At 44.3% G+C, this 17,930-nt stretch carries 14 protein-coding genes; 2 read left to right on the forward strand and 12 right to left on the reverse strand.

Going from position 1 to position 17,930, the window contains the following annotated elements:
• Positions 1 to 9: 9 nt before the first annotated feature.
• From AB5213_RS11490 to holB, 9 genes are all read right to left on the reverse strand, one after another.
• Positions 10 to 1,005, reverse strand: coding sequence for an ABC transporter substrate-binding protein (locus tag AB5213_RS11490; protein ID WP_055155725.1), 996 nt, complete (start codon positions 1,003 to 1,005; stop codon positions 10 to 12).
• A gap of 169 nt (positions 1,006 to 1,174) precedes the next feature.
• Positions 1,175 to 1,786: a hypothetical protein gene (locus AB5213_RS11495; RefSeq protein ID WP_055155724.1), complete on the reverse strand. Its 612-nt coding sequence runs from the start codon at positions 1,784 to 1,786 to the stop codon at positions 1,175 to 1,177.
• A 337-nt stretch (positions 1,787 to 2,123) separates the two neighbouring features.
• Positions 2,124 to 3,365 (reverse strand): AI-2E family transporter, encoded by a 1,242-nt coding sequence (locus tag AB5213_RS11500; RefSeq protein WP_330614402.1) that lies wholly within the window; start codon positions 3,363 to 3,365, stop codon positions 2,124 to 2,126.
• 71 nt (positions 3,366 to 3,436) lie between these two features.
• Positions 3,437 to 6,046: a cation-translocating P-type ATPase gene (locus tag AB5213_RS11505; protein ID WP_044999181.1), complete on the reverse strand. Its 2,610-nt coding sequence runs from the start codon at positions 6,044 to 6,046 to the stop codon at positions 3,437 to 3,439.
• A 302-nt stretch (positions 6,047 to 6,348) separates the two neighbouring features.
• On the reverse strand, positions 6,349 to 7,461 hold the full coding sequence (locus AB5213_RS11510) for an ABC transporter ATP-binding protein (protein ID WP_055248115.1): 1,113 nt from the start codon (positions 7,459 to 7,461) through the stop codon (positions 6,349 to 6,351).
• A gap of 146 nt (positions 7,462 to 7,607) precedes the next feature.
• On the reverse strand, positions 7,608 to 8,447 hold the full coding sequence (gene rsmI / locus AB5213_RS11515) for a 16S rRNA (cytidine(1402)-2'-O)-methyltransferase (protein WP_055155721.1): 840 nt from the start codon (positions 8,445 to 8,447) through the stop codon (positions 7,608 to 7,610).
• Between the two features lie 3 nt (positions 8,448 to 8,450).
• Positions 8,451 to 9,206: a tRNA1(Val) (adenine(37)-N6)-methyltransferase gene (locus tag AB5213_RS11520; protein WP_008374154.1), complete on the reverse strand. Its 756-nt coding sequence runs from the start codon at positions 9,204 to 9,206 to the stop codon at positions 8,451 to 8,453.
• Positions 9,196 to 10,107: a stage 0 sporulation family protein gene (locus tag AB5213_RS11525; protein WP_008374156.1), complete on the reverse strand. Its 912-nt coding sequence runs from the start codon at positions 10,105 to 10,107 to the stop codon at positions 9,196 to 9,198. Before AB5213_RS11525 ends, AB5213_RS11520 begins: the two co-directional genes overlap by 11 nt.
• A gap of 3 nt (positions 10,108 to 10,110) precedes the next feature.
• A complete protein-coding gene (gene holB / locus AB5213_RS11530; RefSeq protein ID WP_368276714.1) occupies positions 10,111 to 11,100 on the reverse strand; it encodes a DNA polymerase III subunit delta' in 990 nt (329 codons plus the stop codon).
• A gap of 368 nt (positions 11,101 to 11,468) precedes the next feature.
• Between holB and AB5213_RS11535 the strand changes: the two genes are divergently transcribed.
• Both AB5213_RS11535 and AB5213_RS11540 read left to right on the forward strand, forming a co-directional pair.
• Positions 11,469 to 12,194: an ABC transporter ATP-binding protein gene (locus tag AB5213_RS11535; RefSeq protein ID WP_368276715.1), complete on the forward strand. Its 726-nt coding sequence runs from the start codon at positions 11,469 to 11,471 to the stop codon at positions 12,192 to 12,194.
• Between the two features lie 17 nt (positions 12,195 to 12,211).
• Positions 12,212 to 13,138: a SufD family Fe-S cluster assembly protein gene (locus AB5213_RS11540; protein ID WP_055155720.1), complete on the forward strand. Its 927-nt coding sequence runs from the start codon at positions 12,212 to 12,214 to the stop codon at positions 13,136 to 13,138.
• Between the two features lie 329 nt (positions 13,139 to 13,467).
• On the opposite strand, the gene AB5213_RS11545 is transcribed toward AB5213_RS11540, so the two are convergent.
• From AB5213_RS11545 to AB5213_RS11555, 3 genes are all read right to left on the reverse strand, one after another.
• The gene (locus AB5213_RS11545) at positions 13,468 to 14,067 is read right to left on the reverse strand and encodes a guanylate kinase (protein ID WP_055155719.1); all 600 of its coding nucleotides are present in this window, start codon (positions 14,065 to 14,067) and stop codon (positions 13,468 to 13,470) included.
• Complete coding sequence (locus AB5213_RS11550; protein ID WP_368276717.1) at positions 14,060 to 15,475, reverse strand: aminotransferase class I/II-fold pyridoxal phosphate-dependent enzyme; 1,416 nt, start codon at positions 15,473 to 15,475, stop codon at positions 14,060 to 14,062. The genes AB5213_RS11545 and AB5213_RS11550 overlap by 8 nt, the downstream gene beginning before the upstream one ends.
• 103 nt (positions 15,476 to 15,578) lie before the next feature.
• Positions 15,579 to 17,801 carry an alpha-galactosidase gene (locus AB5213_RS11555; RefSeq protein ID WP_368276718.1) on the reverse strand — a complete coding sequence of 741 codons (2,223 nt, stop codon included), beginning with the start codon at positions 17,799 to 17,801 and terminating at the stop codon, positions 15,579 to 15,581.
• Positions 17,802 to 17,930: the final 129 nt, after the last annotated feature.

A 17,930-nucleotide genomic window follows, 5' to 3' on the forward strand; every position in this document is an offset into this window, starting at 1 on the left:
CTATACTTATTATTCCTCAATTGCTTCGTAATCGTCCGGAACAGTGATTCCGAGTTCGTCACAAATTGTTTTGTTATACATCTTTGTAACATTCGGTGCACTTTCAATATCCATGGTTGAGATATCTTTTCCATTTACAAGGATATCGTAAGCCATTTCACCTGCTCTGTATCCGATGTCATAGTAGCTGATAGAAAGAGTTGCAATACCACAGCCTTCACAGATTCCCTGTTCACCTGCGATTACCGGTACTTTTGCCGGAAGACAGATATTGTTGATAATCTCTGTGTTAGATGCCATTGTATTATCAGTTGGGATGTAAAGTGCGTCGCACTCATCTACTGCACTTGTCACTACAGACTGGATTTCATTAGAATCTGCTGCTGTGTATTCTTTATACTTAATTCCATCTTTTTCAAGTGCTTCCTCAAACTTCTTCGCCTGGTATGCTGAGTTCGGTTCTGCTGAACAGTAAAGGATACCTACTGTTTTTGCATCCGGAAGGAGCTCTTTAAGCATTGCTTCCTGTTCATCGATCGGTGCAAGGTCACAGGTTCCTGAAATGTTCATACCTGTTGATCCTGTCCAATCAGAAATATCAAGAGCAGTTGCATAATCTGTAACAGATGTTCCAAGAATCGGGATCGTGCTTGTTGCAGCTGCTGCACACTGAAGAGCAGTTGTTGCATTTGCAAGGATCAAGTCATCATTGTCTGCCACAAAATTGTTTACGATGGTTGCGCAGTTTGCCTGTTCGCCCTGTCCGTTCTGAAGATCGAACTTCACTTTGTCTTTTCCGAATTTTTCTTCACAGGCTTCTTCAAATCCTTTGGTTGCCTCGTCAAGAGCTGCATGCTCAAGCTGCTGGCAGATACCGATCTTATATACCTTGTCTGATGAATCCTTTGAAGAAGATTCTTTGTCTGATGAACTTCCGCCACAGGCAGCAAGTGCCAGTGTCATTGCTGCAGTAAGTGATACTGCTAAAATTTTTCTTGCTTTCATAATAACATACCTCCATCTATGTTCTTTTCGAACAAACTTTTTCCGTTTTGGCTTTACAGCTTTAAACTTTAGCGGTTTAAACTTCAATGGTTTAAAGCTTTGCCGTGATATTGATTATAGCGTTTTTTTGTACTTTAGTCAAGGTATGTTACAAAAAGCTACAAAAATTCTAGCTTTTCCGGTCCATTATCCTACAAAACAAAATCGCCGCCCCGGTACTGACCGCCGTTGCCACAATCCCAGGTCCAACAACGGCTGTCGGATTCACGCTTCCGTACTGGCTCCGGTAGGCGATCACCGACACCGGGATCAGCTGCAGTGAAGAAATATTTACGATCAGGAAGGTACACATCTCATTGCTTGCAACGCCTCTTTTTCTTACCGGTCCTGCTGCTTTTCCAAGGCGGCGGTCTTCTTCCAGCTTCTGAAGCTCTTCCATTGCTTCAAGACCTGCCGGAGTTGCCGCCCAGCCAAGTCCGAGTACATTTGCAATGATGTTTGCTGCAATTGGTTTTTCTGCCGGATGATCTTTTGGCAGTTCTGGAAAGAGGAAATGGATCAGAGGGGAAAGGCGGACGGTTGCCGTTTTCAGGATGCCGGATTTTTCTGCGATTCCCATGAGTCCGGTCCAGAAGGACATGACGCCCATCATCGTGATGCAAAGGGTGACGGCTTCTTTGGAGGAATCTAAGGCGGCGGTGGTGATGTCCGGCATTTTGCCGGAGAAAGCGGCAAAAAGGATGCCAATAAGAATCATTCCCGACCACAGGTAGTTGAGCATTTTTTCTCCTTTCTTGGATGGGGAAGAGTGTTGGAGAGGGGACGCCGAGTGGAAAATAAATTGTGTTCAAATTCAAGTTGTGCAAACCATTCCGACGAACCTCTTAGGGCGGGAATCGTGTTCAGCAATGGCTTCCACGATTCCTGAGTTTCGTCTCCATTGCACAAAAAATTGAATTTGAACACAATTTATTTTCCGCCCGGCTGACATTCTACAAGTCATACTTTTCCGCCAAACTATAAATGGGGAGCAGAAAAGCCTGCTCTTTGAGATTGCATCTCAAAGTTGCAGGCTTTTGCTGCGATTTCAATACATTTATATGTATGAAATTGCTTCCTTATTCAAGACATTTTTCAGGGTGCTCTTTTTCGTATAGTTCTTTCATTTTGTCAATTTCTTCTTGAGTATACTCTTCCACTTCAGTTTTCGTCACTTTCTTAATGTGTTGTTTTTTCAAACGCAAATACACATATTCCCGGAAGAGGGTATAGAGTACAGACACCAGTGGGATGAAGATGAGCATTCCTACGATTCCCAGAAGGTTACCGCCAATGGTGACTGCGGCGAGGACCCAGATGGAGGGGAGACCTACGGAGCTGCCGACTACGTGTGGGTAGATCAGGTTACCTTCGATCTGCTGGAGGATCAGAAATACAAGGATGAAAAGGATTGCCTGTTTCGGGCTCACCATGAAGATCAGGAGGCAGCCAAGTACGCAGCCGATGAAGGCTCCAAAGATTGGGATCAGGGCTGTGAAGGATATGATGATTCCAATCAGCAGTGCATACGGCATTTTCAGTATACTTAATGTAATTACAAACATACTTCCGAGGATGACTGCTTCCAGGCACTGTCCGGTAAGGAAGTTTGCGAAGGTACGGTAGGTCAGGGAACAGACTTCAAGAATCACTTCTGCTTTTCGTTTTGGAATAAACGCGAAAAACACTTTTCTCACCTGCACATGCAGTTTTTCTTTCTGGAAAAGAATATAGCAGGCAAAGGAAAAGGCAATAAAAAATGTAGTAACTCCACTGACGATGGAGCCAACCGCTGTCATCGTTGTATTCATAAAATTTCCCGCACCATTTCCGAGAATACTCATCCCCCACTGGATTGCCTTATTCGGATTGAACTCCACCTGGTTCACAAGATCCATGATTTCCCGGTTATTGTGCGTAAATTCCCGTACCCAACTCTGCATCTGCGGAATAAATTCTGCAATACTGTTCATCAGACTTCCAATTGTTGCCGTAAGCTGCGGAATCAGACCGAACATAACAAGCACAATCACCCCCACTACCATTACGATCGTAAGAAGAAGACTGATCGGTCTTGCAAGCTTTCCTGCCGCCTTACTTCCTTTCTCTTTTGCCTTTCCAAATAATTTTTTCTCCAGAAAGCTCATCGGAACATTGATCACAAACGCGATCGCACCACCAAGAGCGAAGGGAAAAATAATCCCCCATACCGCCTTAATCACACCAAGAACCACATCAAATTTCCACAATGCAACTACGATCAGCGCTGTAAATACGATCAATTCCCGGATTTTTTTTATAGATAATTTACTAAAATCCACTATTTTCTCCATTCTACTACAACATATTTATGGTTAATCCCCTTACAACCAGTAAGCATTTTCCCATATTGTTACTCAGATAATTTTCCACGTACCCACTTCAGAAGCTGTATGATTGGAAAACAGGCAAATGCATACAGGTAGACAGTCCCAAGCTGTTCAAAGTTCAATGTTTCTACTTTGAACACCTGATGCAGCCCCGGAATTGTAAGTACAGCCGTGATCAGAATTGCGCCCAGTGCAAATGCGCCCTGCATCCATTTATTATTGAAAAACCGTTTGGTAAAAATCACCGGATGATCTGATTTACAGTTATATCCGTGAAACAGCCGTGCAAGACAGAGCGTTCCAAATGCATAAGTACTTCCAAGAAGTGCACCGTCCTGATGATATCCTGTCAGAAAACTGATCATCGTCATTACACCGATCACCAGTCCTTCCAGACCAATCTTTGACAGGAAATCTTTTGTCAGGATCGACTCGTCTGCCGGTCTTGGCTTCTCATTCATCACATCACTGGTATGCGGTTCTACTCCCAGTGCAATTGCCGGGAGACTATCAGTCAGCAGGTTGATAAAAAGCAGATGAACCGGTGCAAACGGAACCGGAAGTCCTGCGATCGATGCATATAAAACAGCGAGAATTGCACCGAAGTTTCCCGATAACAGAAACTGGATCGCATACTTGATATTACGGTATAAGTTTCGTCCGTTTTCCACTGCTTTTACAATTGTGGCAAAATTATCGTCTGTAAGTACCATCGCCGCTGCATCTTTGGCAACTTCTGTTCCGGTTACTCCCATTGCAACACCTATATCTGCCTGCTTAAGAGCCGGTGCATCGTTGACACCGTCACCGGTCATCGATACAATATTTCCGCGCTCTTGCCATGCACGGACGATCCGGATCTTATGTTCCGGCGAAACCCTTGCATAGACAGAAATCTTCGGGACAAATCCCCGCAACTCCTCGTCACTCATATTTTCAATCTCCACGCCCTCACAGGCTTCGGATAAATCCTTTAAAATGCCGATCCGTTTTGCGATCGCTGCTGCCGTGATCTTATGGTCTCCCGTGATCATCACCGGACGGATGCCTGCTTTGATACATTCTTCTACTGCCGCTTTTGACTCTTCCCTCGGCGGATCCATCATCGCGATCATTCCGAGAAATACCAGATGGTCCTCATCCTCTGCGGTCAGCAGATGTTCTTCCGGAATCTCCCGGAAAGTAAATGCCAGCACTCGAAGACCTTCCATTGAAAATTCCTGATTCTGACTCTGAATCTTTTCTTTATCTTCTTTTGTAATCTCCCTTATTCCATTTTCTGTCCAGATCTGGTCTGTCAGATCCAGGAGACGGTCAACCGCACCTTTGACGATCATCCGGTTTTCGCCGTCTATCCGGTGAAGCGTCGACATCATTTTCCGGTCACTGTCAAATGGAATCTCATCTTCTCTTGGATAACTTTCTCTTACTTCTGCAGCTTCCACTCCATAGCGGCTTCCCAGATTGATCAGCGCTGTCTCTGTCGGATCTCCGATTTCCACTCCATTTTCATTGGTAGAATCGTTACATAAAATGCTGCAATCAAGCAGAAATCTCTGTGCCGGATCTGCCATATCGATCTCATCTGCCCGGATTCTTCTGCCTTCTATATAATAATCTTCAACAGTCATCTTATTCTGCGTGAGAGTTCCGGTTTTATCCGAACAGATCACGGAGACACTTCCAAGACCTTCTACCGCCTGCAGTTTTCGAATGATTGCATGCTCCTTGGCCATCTTCTGCGTTCCGAAAGAAAGGACGATTGTTACAATTGAACTTAATGCCTCCGGGATTGCTGCAACCGCAAGTGCTACTGCAAACATAAACGCGCTTCCGATATTTTCTCCACGAAATACACTGATTCCAAATAAGATTCCGCAAAATACCAGGATCAGAACCGAAAGCTTCTTTCCGAACTCTTCCAGATTCACCTGAAGCGGAGTCTGCTTTTCAGATGTTGATTTCAAAAGTCCGGCAATCTTTCCGACTTCTGTCTGCATACCTACACTTGTCACAACGGCTCTTCCACGTCCGTAAGTAACAAAGCTTCCCGAAAATAACATATTGTTCCGGTCACCAAGCGGCACTTCCTCTTCGATTTCATCCAGGCTCTTCTCAACTGCAAGACTCTCCCCGGTCAGTGCACTTTCATCGATCTTCAGACTTGCGTTCTCGATCAGTCGTCCGTCTGCCGGAACATAATCCCCGGCTTCCAGAAGGATCACATCTCCAACTACCAGTTCTCTTGCCGGAATCGGTGTCACCGTACCATTCCTGAGAACCTTCGCCTCCGGTCCTGAAAGCTTTTTCAGGCTCTGAAGCGACTGCTCTGCTTTTACCGTCTGCACGGTTCCCAAAATCGCATTCATTGTAATGACGATCACAATAACTGCCGCACTTTCTGCGTCTCCTAAAATTCCTGAAATAATCGCCGATGCAATCAGGATAATCACCAGGAAATCCTTGTACTGCTCCATAAAAATCTGCAGCACACTTTTTTTCTTTCCCTCCGCGAGCTCATTCCATCCACATTTTTCACGGGACTTTTCCACTTCTTTTATCGTAAGTCCCTCTTCTCTGCTTCCCATCTGTCCAAGCACTTCTTTTACCGATGACTGATAAATTTCTTTCATCCTTTCCGCCTCCTGTTTCTGAGTATTCACATTCCTGAATTTCTTATGCAACGAAGCTCTCTTTCGATAAAAATGTACAAAAAAAGAAACCCTTATTGCACAACAAATAATGCAATAAAAGTCTCACCATTTTCTTGTGGTACCGGATGCTTCCACCGTACTGACGACACCACAAACGCGGATTCCCTTGCGTAGGTTACTCCCCTTTATTAACGTAACTATATACCACGAATAGCCCGATTGTCAAGAAAATTTTAACCGGAGTCTCCAAAATCGGAAACTCCGGCAAATAATTTCACATCTTAGTTTGTAATTGTCTTTTCTGTCTCTTTGTCGAACACATGGATCTTTTCAGCATCGAATGCGAATGTAACTGTATCCCCTGTTCTTGCTGTTGTTCTAGAATCAACACGGGCTGTCATTGTAGCTCCTTCATAATCAAAGTGGAGATAAACTTCAGCACCAAGCATTTCATATACACGGATCTTAGCCTGAATAACTGTATTCGGTGAAGATGTGATAAACATCTGCTCATCATGTACATCTTCCGGACGGATTCCAAGGACAACAGTCTTTCCTTCATATCCTCCATCGATAAGTTTCTTTGCTTTTGCCGGTGGAAGTACAATATCAGCCGGTCCAACTTTGAGGACAACTTTGTCACCCTTCTTCTGGCATACAGCATCAAGGAAGTTCATCTGTGGTGATCCGATGAATCCTGCAACGAAGAGGTTGCATGGGGTATCATAAAGTACCTGTGGTGTATCTACCTGCTGAACAACACCTGCGTTCATAACTACGATTCTGGTTCCCAGTGTCATAGCTTCTGTCTGGTCATGTGTTACGTAGATGATTGTTGTACCAAGTCTCTGATGAAGTTTGGAAATCTCGATACGCATCTGTCCACGAAGTTTAGCATCCAGGTTGGAAAGTGGTTCATCCATAAGGAATACCTTCGGGTTACGAACGATTGCACGTCCCATAGCAACACGCTGTCTCTGTCCACCTGAAAGAGCTTTTGGTTTACGGTCAAGCAGTGGTTCAAGGTCAAGGATCTTAGCTGCTTCACGAACCATCTTATCAATCTCCGGTTTCGGAACTTTTCTTAATTTAAGTCCGAATGCCATGTTATCATATACAGTCATATGTGGGTACAGAGCATAGTTCTGGAATACCATCGCGATATCTCTGTCTTTTGGTTCTACATCATTTACCACTTTGTCACCGATCTTGAGTTCACCGCTTGTGATCTCTTCCAGACCTGCAACCATACGAAGTGTGGTAGATTTACCACATCCAGATGGTCCTACAAAAATGATAAATTCTTTATCTTCAATTTCAAGGTTGAAATCTTTAACTGCTTCAAATCCGTTCGGATATGTTTTGTTAATATGCTTTAATGATAAGCTTGCCATTTATTTTTCCTCCTAAATCTTTGTGCGCTTCTTACACACTGTCGCTGTTCTTGTTTCTGAAATAAAGTATATCTGTTTTTACATCGTCGGTCTATGACCGGGTTGAACAAAGATTTTTTAAGAAGGTGTACAAATTGACGAAAGCCTTACAGCAGTTCTTTATAAATGTCCCTCTTTCCGACTCCGCGGTCTTTTGCCACCTTTTTCATGGCTTCTTTCTTATCGATTCCCTGGTTCATATAGTAATCCATATGCTCCTGAACCGTCATTTCTTCCCATTTTGCGCGCTCCTCCTGTAAAATGCTCTCCCGGCTCTTCCCCTCGATCACAAGCACACACTCCCCCTTCGGATCGTTGCTCTCATAATAGGAAACCGCTTCCGCAAATGTGGTGCGAAATGCAGTCTCATGCTTTTTTGTAAGTTCCCGGCACACAGTCAGATGTCTGTCACCACCAAGAACTTCTCCAAGCTCTCTCAAGGTTCTCACCAGACGGTGCGGTGCTTCGTAAACGATCATCGTTCTTGTCTCATCTACAAGCTCACCTAGGACTGCCTGTCTTTCCTTTTTGTCCGTTGGAAGAAATGCCTCAAATGCAAATCTTCTGGTGGAAAGCCCGGAAAGTGTCAGTGCCGTAATACAGGCAGCGGCTCCCGGAAGGGAAGTGACCGTAATTCCGGCTTCATAGCACATTTTCACCAGTTCCTCACCCGGATCTGAGATCCCTGGTGTACCGGCATCGGTGATCAGCGCAATATTCATCCCTGTAAGAAGTTTGTCCACCAGAGCGTGTCCCTTTTCTATTTTATTATACTCATGATAACTGGTCATCGGTGTTTTAATCTCAAAATGGTTCAGCAGTTTAATACTGTTCCTGGTATCTTCTGCCGCGATCAGGTCAACTTCTTTCAGCGTCCGGATCACCCGGAACGTCATATCTTCCAGATTGCCGATCGGTGTTGCACACAAATATAATGTTCCTGCCATTCGTTACTCCTTTCCAGTTCCTGTCATCCCGTAATACTCCAGGATCTCCCGTGTATAGCTGCCGTCCTTCTCATAAACGATCAGTGGCGGATCTACTGTCATCCGCGATTTGGCACCACGGATTCCTTCTATTAAAACCATGTTCGGTTCCTTATCCACATATGGATACACCAGACGCATTCTTTTTGGCTCCAGCTTCGCCTCACACATTGCTGTCAGAATCTCTGCGAGCCTAAACGGTCTGTGTACCATATAAAATCTTCCTCCGGCTTTTAAAATCCGTGCACTTTCCCGGATAATATCCTCCAGTGTGCACAGTACCTCATGCCTTGCAATTGCCTTAGCACTTTCCGGATTAGCCATTCCATGACCTCCGATCATGTATGGAGGGTTCGTTGTTATCACATCCATGGAACCTTTTCCAAATATCTGTGACGCTTCTTTGATATCTCCCGTCACAATGTCGATCTGCTCCTCAAGCCGGTTGTGCCGGACACTCCGACACGCCATATCCGCACTTTCTTCCTGGATCTCCAGTCCTGTAAAATGCTTTCCTTTTGTCTTTGCGGCCAAAAGAATCGGGAGAATTCCCGTTCCTGTTCCAAGATCAAGAACGCATTCTCCCGCTTTTACTTTGGCAAAGGCACTTAAAAGCACTGCATCCATTCCGAAGCAGAACCGCCCCGGGCTCTGGATGATCTCATAGCCTTTTATCTGTAAATCATCGAGCCGTTCTCCCGGCTTAAGATTATTTGTCATCTAACTTTGACGCTCCTTCACCTTTCTCCAGAGCTGCAAGCTCTTTCATTTCCTGTTTGGAAAGCTTCACATCCTTTTTCCGGCGGCGCGGTTTGAACTTCAGGTCAGCTGCCGGATATTCACGGATTTCTTTCTCATCATTGTCCAGAGTTACAATAACCCTGACAAGCTGACGCAGTACGCTTAATGACTGTACTTCACCTTTCAGTCCTTCCGGAGTTGTCACCGCCTCACCTGCAGACGGAAGATTATTGTTGAGTTCCTCGTATGTCTCTTCCTCATTTGTCAGGCAGCACATCAGTCTGCCACATACACCTGAAATCTTAGTCGGGTTCAGAGACAGATTCTGTTCTTTTGCCATCTTGATCGAAACCGGTGCAAACTCAGACAAATAGGTGTGGCAGCAAAGCTCTCGTCCACAGATCCCGATTCCTCCGCGGATCTTCGTCTCATCTCTTACACCGATCTGGCGAAGTTCAATCCTGGTACGGAATACCGCTGCCAGATCCTTTACCAGTTCACGGAAATCAATTCTTCCGTCTGCGGTAAAGTAAAACAGCACTTTATTGTTGTCAAAGGTATATTCTGCATCGATCAGCTTCATCTCCAGTCCATGCTTGTGGATCTTTTCCAGACAAATCTGAAAGGCTTCTTTTTCTTTTTTGCGATTCTTTTCTTCTACACGGCGGTCATCCTCTGTCGCCAGGCGGATCACTGTCTTAAGAGGCTGGGTGATCTCTTCATCCTTCACTTCCTTCGGTCCCATCACAACGTTACCAAATTCTACTCCTCTCGCGGTCTCTACAATTACCTGATCACCACGCTTCACCTCAAATTTGCCCGGTGAGAAAAAATAGATCTTTCCTGCAGTCCGAAAACGGACTCCAATTACTTTTGTCATTCCCTAGTTCTCCTTTATTGTCAACAGAAGAAGTTCCATGACAAGATCAAAGTTGACATTGGCGCGCAGTCTCGCCTTTGCTTTCTCAAGTGCTTCCAGAATTGTCTCAATTCCTTCATAAGAGCTCTTTTTCGCACGCTCCCTGATACTGTCGATCTCTTCACCGAAAATCAGTCTGTCGATATTCATTGTTGCTTTATAGATCAGAACATCACGATACCAGATCATAAGGATGTCCAGATAATCTGTGATCTCAATCTTGTAAGCGGAAATCCGTTTCACAGCTTCCACCAGATCACCGAGTTCCATGGTATCGATATTCTTCAGCAGACGAACTGCCTCATCTTTAATTTCATTAAAATGCTCAGAGCCTGCCAGCATAGCAGCTTTTCCAATATTGCCCTGTGCAAATGCAGTACACACGTCTGCCTTGTAATCAGGAACTTGAAGCTGCTCCATCAGATACTTTTTCACAAGCTGATCCTTAATGTTACGGAGCTTCAGCATAACGCATCTTGAGCAGATCGTTGGGAGCAGACTGTTCGCATTCTCTGTAAGAAGCAGAATTACCGCATAAGCAGGTGGCTCTTCGATTGTCTTCAGCAGAGCATTCTGTGCCTGTACAGTCATCATATCTGCATCCGGCACAATGTAGATCTTGTATTTTCCATTATAAGGCTTCACCTGAATATCCCCATTGATCTGAACCCGGATATCATCTACACTGATGCTGTTCGGCTTTTCATGCGTTACCCAGATAATATCCGGATGATTGCCGCTGACTGCCTGCTTGCACGAATGGCACTCATAGCACGGTTCTGCTCCGCCCTTTTCACACTGCAGAGTCTGTGCAAAAAGACCTGCAAGCATCTTCTTTCCAGATCCCTTCTCGCCGTTCAGAATATAAGCATGTGATACTTTATCTTCTATAACTGCGTTCTGTATATACTGAATGATCTCGCTATGTCCTACGACATCTTTAAATCCTGACATATTATCACCCTCTTCTTTCTTACTATTCCATTAGTATAACATAAATTTATGCAGATACCTAGAGCAAATTCCTGTGGTCTTTCTGAATTATTTCTGAAAATTCTGCGAATTTCGCTTTGTAGGTATGTTGAAATCATATCTTCTGCACACAAACTATCTTCTCAATAATAAAAGATGACAACTTTTCCGATATGTTTTATAATAAGCATGAATATATAAAGCTTCTGTATCCAATGATGTAATCGGATTGCTCCATTTCCACGCAATTTATTCTTTTGATACTTACATCATACAAGATGTTGGGGTCAAAAGGTATTTTGGCCAGACAAACTTTATATAAGTTTCTTACACAGAAAGGGGATGAACTCATGCTGGAGGTAAAAAATCTTACATTCCAGGTGAATGAAAACGGAATAGAACGAAGTATCGTAGAAAATATCAGTTTTAACGTAGAAGACGGGGAAATGCTGGTGATCACCGGTCCGAACGGAGGTGGCAAATCCACACTTGCAAAAGTGCTGATGGGGATTGACCAGGCAAGTGCCGGACAGATCATCTTAGACGGAACCGATATCAGTGATTATGATATCAACCACAGGGCAGAAGCCGGAATCGGTTACGCATTCCAGCAGCCACCGCGCTTCAAAGGAATGACGGTAAGCAAGCTTTTATCACTTGCGGCTGGAGAAGATCTGACAAGAGATGTCTGTTGCAGACTTTTAAGTACCGTTGGACTTTGTGCCAACGAATACATTGAACGTGAAGTAGACGGAACCTTATCCGGCGGTGAAATGAAGCGGCTGGAAATTGCAACCGTTCTCGCAAAGCCGCACAAACTCTGTATTTTCGATGAACCGGAGGCCGGAATCGATCTCTGGAGTTTTTCTATGTTGATCGAACAGTTTGAAAAAATGCACAAAGAGAAAAAGCAGAGTCTTATTCTTATTTCCCATCAGGAAAGAATCATCCAGATGGCTGACCAGATCATGGTAATCGAAGGCGGAAAGATTGCTTCGATCGGACAGACCGCGGATATCCTTCCACAATTATTAGGGAAGACAGCAGATTCTTACAGCTGTCTGAAATGTAGATAACAGGGGAGGAAGATACAATGACTTTATTGGATAAAATTACAGAAAAAGTATTAGCTCAGATCGATGATACCGGTTTTACACAGTCCGGTGCATTCAATTTACGACATAATGGGATCGCGCTCTGCCACGGTGACAGTGAGCATATTAAAATCAAGAAAAAACAGGACAAGCCGGGAATCGATATTTTCATCGATGGAAAAACAGACGGCGAAGAAGTTCATATTCCGGTTGTTGTTGACGCAAGCGGAATGACGGACGTTGTTTACAATGATTTTTATGTAGCAGAAGGTGCAAATGTAACTATCGTTGCCGGATGTGGTATCCACAACAGCGGATGTAACGAAAGCCGCCATGATGGTATTCATACTTTCCATGTGGAAAAAAATGCAAATGTACGCTATGTAGAAAAGCATTACGGAGAGGGTGAAGGCACCGGAGCCCGTGTACTCAATCCCGTTACCGAAGTTTATCTTGGTGAAAATTCTGTATTTACGCTGGATACTGCTCAGATCAAAGGAGTCGATTCTACAGTTCGTGAAAATAATGTACATCTGGAAGCCGGTTCCAAGCTTTATGTCATTGAAAAACTGATGACACATGGAAAACAGGAAGCTACTTCAAATATGATGGTGGAACTGCTCGGAGAAGGCAGCTCTGCGCAGATCGTATCCCGTTCGGTCGCAAAAGGCGAATCCAGACAGGTCTTCCATCCGAGGGCTGTCGGAAAGAACCGTTGCCATGCACATGTTCAGTGTGATTCTATTATCATGGATCATGCAGAAGTAAGTTCAATTCCTGAGATCAATGCGAAGCATGTGGATGCGGCTATTATCCACGAAGCTGCGATCGGAAGGATCAATGATGAGCAGTTGATCAAGCTGCGGACTCTTGGAATGACGGAAGAGGAAGCAGAAGGGGTGATTATTGAGAACTTCTTGAATTAGAGTCATACGTGTAATAGTAAAAGAGACGAAAAAGACAAAAATTATCCTCTGGCTATGCTCAGTTGCACTAACCATTCCACCGAGCCTTTGAAAGCATCAATTGTGTCAGCAATGGCTTCCACAATTGATTAAGTCTCGGTTTCATAGTGCAAAATTCGCAGATCCAGAGGATAATTTTTGTCTTTTTCTGTGTCTTAACTCCACTACATTATAAAATCTTATTTAAGTTTCAAGAATTTCTCAATGCAGGGTTCACCTGGCCAGGTGGGGCCTGTCTTGCCTGGGTGTTGAGATCGGTGTTATTTATGAATGGTTGAGTTTTGTATGGTTTATAGCTGACTCTGCTTTTTTAGTATTTTTTTACAGATTTTTTCAAGGATGTCTTCAAGGTCTGTGTTTTCGTAGCGTTCTGTGATTCCGGCGTGGGCGAGGTTTTCTTCGGAGAAATCTTTGGAATCGGCGAGAAAACGGCGGCACATTTCGGCGTATTTGGGTTCTTTCTGGGTTTTCTCACGGGCGAGGGCGCGGGTTAAGCGCTCTCCGTCTTCTACCTCGATGTAAAGTGGAACTACTTTTTCGTTTCCAAAATAGGTTTTCAATTTTTCATAGGATTCAAGGGTTCCGATCATGAGATAATCCTGATTTTTTTGTTCAAAATTGAACTGCCCGTCATCAGCGGTGAAATAGTGCCAGATACCATAAACTGTATTGTAAGCACGTTCTTCGATCAATCGGTCTTCTGTTTTGAACTTTTCAAGTTCAGTTTCGTCTGTAAAAAAATATTCTTCGCCTTCTTTTTCTCCCTCACGCCGTGGACGGGTTGTATAGATCGTTACATTTTTTAACTGTGGCATTCTTTTTCTCAGTTCTTTGTAGATTGTGTCTTTCCCCGTTGAACTTTTTCCCATCAGATAATATATTTTACTCATGTTTCCACACCTTTATCTTGCCTTCCGTCTGTATTCCTTCTATTTGGAGATTCTGTGTTTCATAATAACAAAGAAGTTCTACTGCTTCCCGGCTGATCCGCTCTCCGGGTACGATAACCGGGCTTCCCGGTGGGTAAAGATATGCATATTCCAGAGAAATGTGTCCTTCACTTTCTTTCCACGGAATCTCTTCTGCTTCTCCGTCTTCTTCCCGGTCTGCTGCCTCCTGCGGTGTAAAATACTGCTCCAGTCTAGGAAGCTCTCCGGAAATCTCTATGCTTCCGGAAACGGCTGTTTTTGCTTCCAGCTGATCGTCTATTTCCAGTAATGCAGCTTTTAACCTGTCCAGTCCTTCCTGCGTATCTGCCACGGTCGTCATCGCAAGTACATAGGTTCCTCCGGTCATTTCCATTTCCAGATGATATTCTTTTCGCAGCCGGTCCGCAAGCTCCGGACTTGTAATATTTGCATTTGCTGTGGAAATCACAACTTTGGAAATATCATAATGTTCTGTACGGAGAATCTGTAAATGCTGTAATGGCTTCAGCTCTTCTCTGAACTTTTGCAGCCTCTCTACATAAAGTTCAAATGCTTCCTCACGTTTTCCATCCAGGAAATCCACGCAGGCATCCAGGCTTGCCATGAAAATATACGACGGACTGCTGCTCTGCAACATATCCAGATATTTCTTAATTCTTCTTCGATTGGCAAGCTTTCCGTTGATATGCAGGATTGCAGTCTGTGTAAGAGAAGGCAGTGTCTTGTGCAGACTATTGATCACCACATCTGCTCCCAGATCATTTGCGCGCCCCGGAAATGCCGGATGAAATCCGAAATGCGGTCCATGTGCTTCATCTACGATCAGTGGAATCCTATACGAATGTGCCACTTCTGCAATTCCTTTCACATCCGATACCACGCCATCATAATTTGGAGATACGATCACAACGGCTTTGATATCCGGCTCTGCAGCAAGTGCTTTTGCCACATCTTCTTTGCTGATCTCCCCGTTCATATGCATGGAAATATCAAATTCCGGATACACATAGCGCGGTACAAGACCATTCATATAAATTGCATGGTAAATGGATTTGTGACAATGGCGTGCCACCAGAATCTTATCTCCCCGGTGCGTACATCCCATCACTGCACTTAAAATTCCGGCAGTACTTCCATTTACCAGAAAATGACTTTCCTCTGCCCCAAATACCCTTGCGGCTCTTTCCTGCTCTTCTTTTAAAATACCATCTGCGTGATGCAGATCATCGAAACCATCGATTTCCGTGATATCCAGATCGTATGGGAGTTCAATTCCAAGAAGTGTCTTGTTTCTCTTATGTCCCGGCATGTGAAATGCGTAAAAATCGCTCTCGGAATATGCTTTTAATTTATCGTATAGTCGTTCCATTTTAAACCTCTTTAAGTCTTTTAGAAACATCATATAATTTTTCTTCCAAAAACGCAAGAGGACGAAACGGTTCTCCCATTTCGTCCTTTCCATATATTCCGGCTTACACAGCCACAATCTCAAACACTTCCGCCTGGAAATCTCCCTTATCATTCACGCCCTTCTTCCATACACCGGACGCAGAATCGGACAGGATCATTCCGACTTGCATCAGCTCATCGCCATAGCAGTCATAAGCATATCCGCTGACCTTATAACAGGTATCTTCTTTCAGCCCTTTCAGCTTCAGTCTCTTAAATCCAACATTGACCGGCTGCATTACCCGGTAATAACCAACCAGCGCCTTCTTCTGATCCTCCGATACGATCATCCATGCGGTCTCATTTCCCTCAAACGGACTCTTCAGTCGATAGAAAGTTCCTTTCTGGATCAGATCTCTCTTCTCCTTCATAAATGCGATCTGACGGCGGATTTCTGCCTTATCTTCCTCGCCAAGCTTTAAAAGGTCAAGCTCATATCCAAAAGTTCCAAAGTAAGCCACATCTGCTCTTGTCTCGAGCGGTGTCACACGGTTTGTCTGATGGTTCGGTGAAGCTGATACATGGCTTCCCATACAACTCACCGGATAAACCATTGAAGTTCCATACTGGATTTTCAGACGTTCGATTGCGTCAGTATCATCCGAAGTCCATCCCTGCGGTGCGTAGTAAAGCATTCCCGGATCAAATCTTGCTCCACCACTTGCACAGGATTCAAACAATACATGCGGAAAACGGCTGGTCAGGCGCTCATACAGTTCATACACACCAAGGATATATTTGTGGCAGACCTTTCCCTGATACTCTCTGTCATTTCCATTGGAGAACACCTCTGAAAATGTACGGTTCATATCCCATTTGATATAAGATACCGGCACTTCTGCAAGAAGATTTTCCAACATATCCCCGATATATTCCCGAACTTCCTTTTTTGAAAAATCAAGAACATACTGATTCCGGCTGTGACAGATCCGCTTGCCCTGCTCAGCCAGAAGCCAGTCCGGATGTGCACGGTACAGATCACTGTCTTTGTTCGTCATCTCCGGTTCAATCCAGAGTCCGAATTTTAAGCCTTTGGCATTGATCTTTTCTGCCAGCTCCTTTAACGTTCCTTTCAGCTTTTCCTCATTCGGATACCAGTCGCCAAGGGAAGAAGTACTGTCATCTCTCTTCCCAAACCATCCGTCATCCAATACAAAAAGCTCCATTCCAAGATCTGCTGCCGCATCCGCAAGTCCCAGAAGCTTTGGCGCATCAAAATCAAAATAAAATGCTTCCCAGCTGTTGATCAGGATCGGGCGAACCTTATCTCTCCAGGTTCCCCTTGCCAGACGTGTGCGGTACAGCTTGTGAAAGGTCTGGCTCATTCCGTTAAGTCCGGCTTCCGAATATACCATTACCATCTCCGGTGTCTGGAAGGATTCACCTTTTCCAAGTGTCCACTTAAATCCATTTGGATGGATTCCCATCAGCACACGGGCAGTATCATAATTGTCTACCTCTGTCTGTGCAAGGAAATTTCCGCTGTAAACCAGACTGAAACCGTAGACCTGCCCCTGGAACTCGTCTGCACTTTCACGCGCAAGTGCAAGGAACGGATTGAACTGGTAGCTGCTGCATCCGCGCATACTGTAAATACTCTGGATACCGTAATCCAGCTTATGTCTTCTCACATGGCGCTCTCTCGCCCACACACCGGCAAGATCGATCATCTCATAATCCTTGTCCGGCAGATCCACACAGGCGCTCATTGCAGAAAGAAGTGTGATCTTTTCGTCAGAATCACATTCAAAACGTACACTTCTCGCGATCACCGGAAATGCTTCATAGATCGTATATAAAAGGACAATTCTTGTATTGATACTTGTATCCTCCAGAACCAGTTCCAGAGTCTGCGCCTCATCATCACTTTCTACATAAGTCGCCGGAAGTCCTTCAAGCTTTGGTTTGCCATTATAAATTTTATGCTCTTTATATACAAACTCGACTACATGGCTTCCGTTCTCCCGCTCGATCTCATATGCCGGAAAACGCATATCTCCGCAGCCGAAAGTCGGATACTCCTGCTTGATATTCTCCAGTGAGAATGTAGAATTTCCCTCGAAAGCATACGGTGACATATCACGCATCGCATATTCAAAAAGATGGCTGAAATCTTCTCTGTGTGTCAGGCGTTTTCCGTAATAGAGCTGTCCCGGCTGGTCGTTGTCAAGGATCTTGATGATATAGCTGATCTCCTGGTTGTAGAGATGAAACTCTCTTGTTTTTTCATTGTATATGATTGGCATATCGTTTCTCCTCATTCCGTATTGTATAACGTTCATTTTTCCGTATTATCTGTATAGTATCACTGTTGGTTTTTCAGCGTCAATGATTCCTGCGGATAAATTTGTAAAAACGTACACTCAAAAAAGGAA

This window comes from Coprococcus sp. RTP21204st1_G4_RTP21204_210225 (assembly GCF_040915385.1).
Lineage (GTDB): Bacteria > Bacillota > Clostridia > Lachnospirales > Lachnospiraceae > Allocoprococcus > Allocoprococcus comes.

What these genes read in the sequence shown, in the direction of transcription:
- AB5213_RS11490 (WP_055155725.1), bottom strand. Translation starts at nt 1,005, where the DNA reads ATGAAAGCAAGAAAAATTTTAGCAGTATCACTTACTGCAGCAATGACA.
- AB5213_RS11540 (WP_055155720.1), top strand. Translation starts at nt 12,212, where the DNA reads ATGACTTTATTGGATAAAATTACAGAAAAAGTATTAGCTCAGATCGAT.
- AB5213_RS11555 (WP_368276718.1), bottom strand. Translation starts at nt 17,801, where the DNA reads ATGCCAATCATATACAATGAAAAAACAAGAGAGTTTCATCTCTACAAC.
- AB5213_RS11510 (WP_055248115.1), bottom strand. Translation starts at nt 7,461, where the DNA reads ATGGCAAGCTTATCATTAAAGCATATTAACAAAACATATCCGAACGGA.
- AB5213_RS11525 (WP_008374156.1), bottom strand. Translation starts at nt 10,107, where the DNA reads ATGACAAAAGTAATTGGAGTCCGTTTTCGGACTGCAGGAAAGATCTAT.
- AB5213_RS11495 (WP_055155724.1), bottom strand. Translation starts at nt 1,786, where the DNA reads ATGCTCAACTACCTGTGGTCGGGAATGATTCTTATTGGCATCCTTTTT.
- holB (WP_368276714.1), bottom strand. Translation starts at nt 11,100, where the DNA reads ATGTCAGGATTTAAAGATGTCGTAGGACATAGCGAGATCATTCAGTAT.
- AB5213_RS11535 (WP_368276715.1), top strand. Translation starts at nt 11,469, where the DNA reads ATGCTGGAGGTAAAAAATCTTACATTCCAGGTGAATGAAAACGGAATA.
- AB5213_RS11520 (WP_008374154.1), bottom strand. Translation starts at nt 9,206, where the DNA reads ATGACAAATAATCTTAAGCCGGGAGAACGGCTCGATGATTTACAGATA.
- rsmI (WP_055155721.1), bottom strand. Translation starts at nt 8,447, where the DNA reads ATGGCAGGAACATTATATTTGTGTGCAACACCGATCGGCAATCTGGAA.
- AB5213_RS11505 (WP_044999181.1), bottom strand. Translation starts at nt 6,046, where the DNA reads ATGAAAGAAATTTATCAGTCATCGGTAAAAGAAGTGCTTGGACAGATG.
- AB5213_RS11545 (WP_055155719.1), bottom strand. Translation starts at nt 14,067, where the DNA reads ATGAGTAAAATATATTATCTGATGGGAAAAAGTTCAACGGGGAAAGAC.
- AB5213_RS11550 (WP_368276717.1), bottom strand. Translation starts at nt 15,475, where the DNA reads ATGGAACGACTATACGATAAATTAAAAGCATATTCCGAGAGCGATTTT.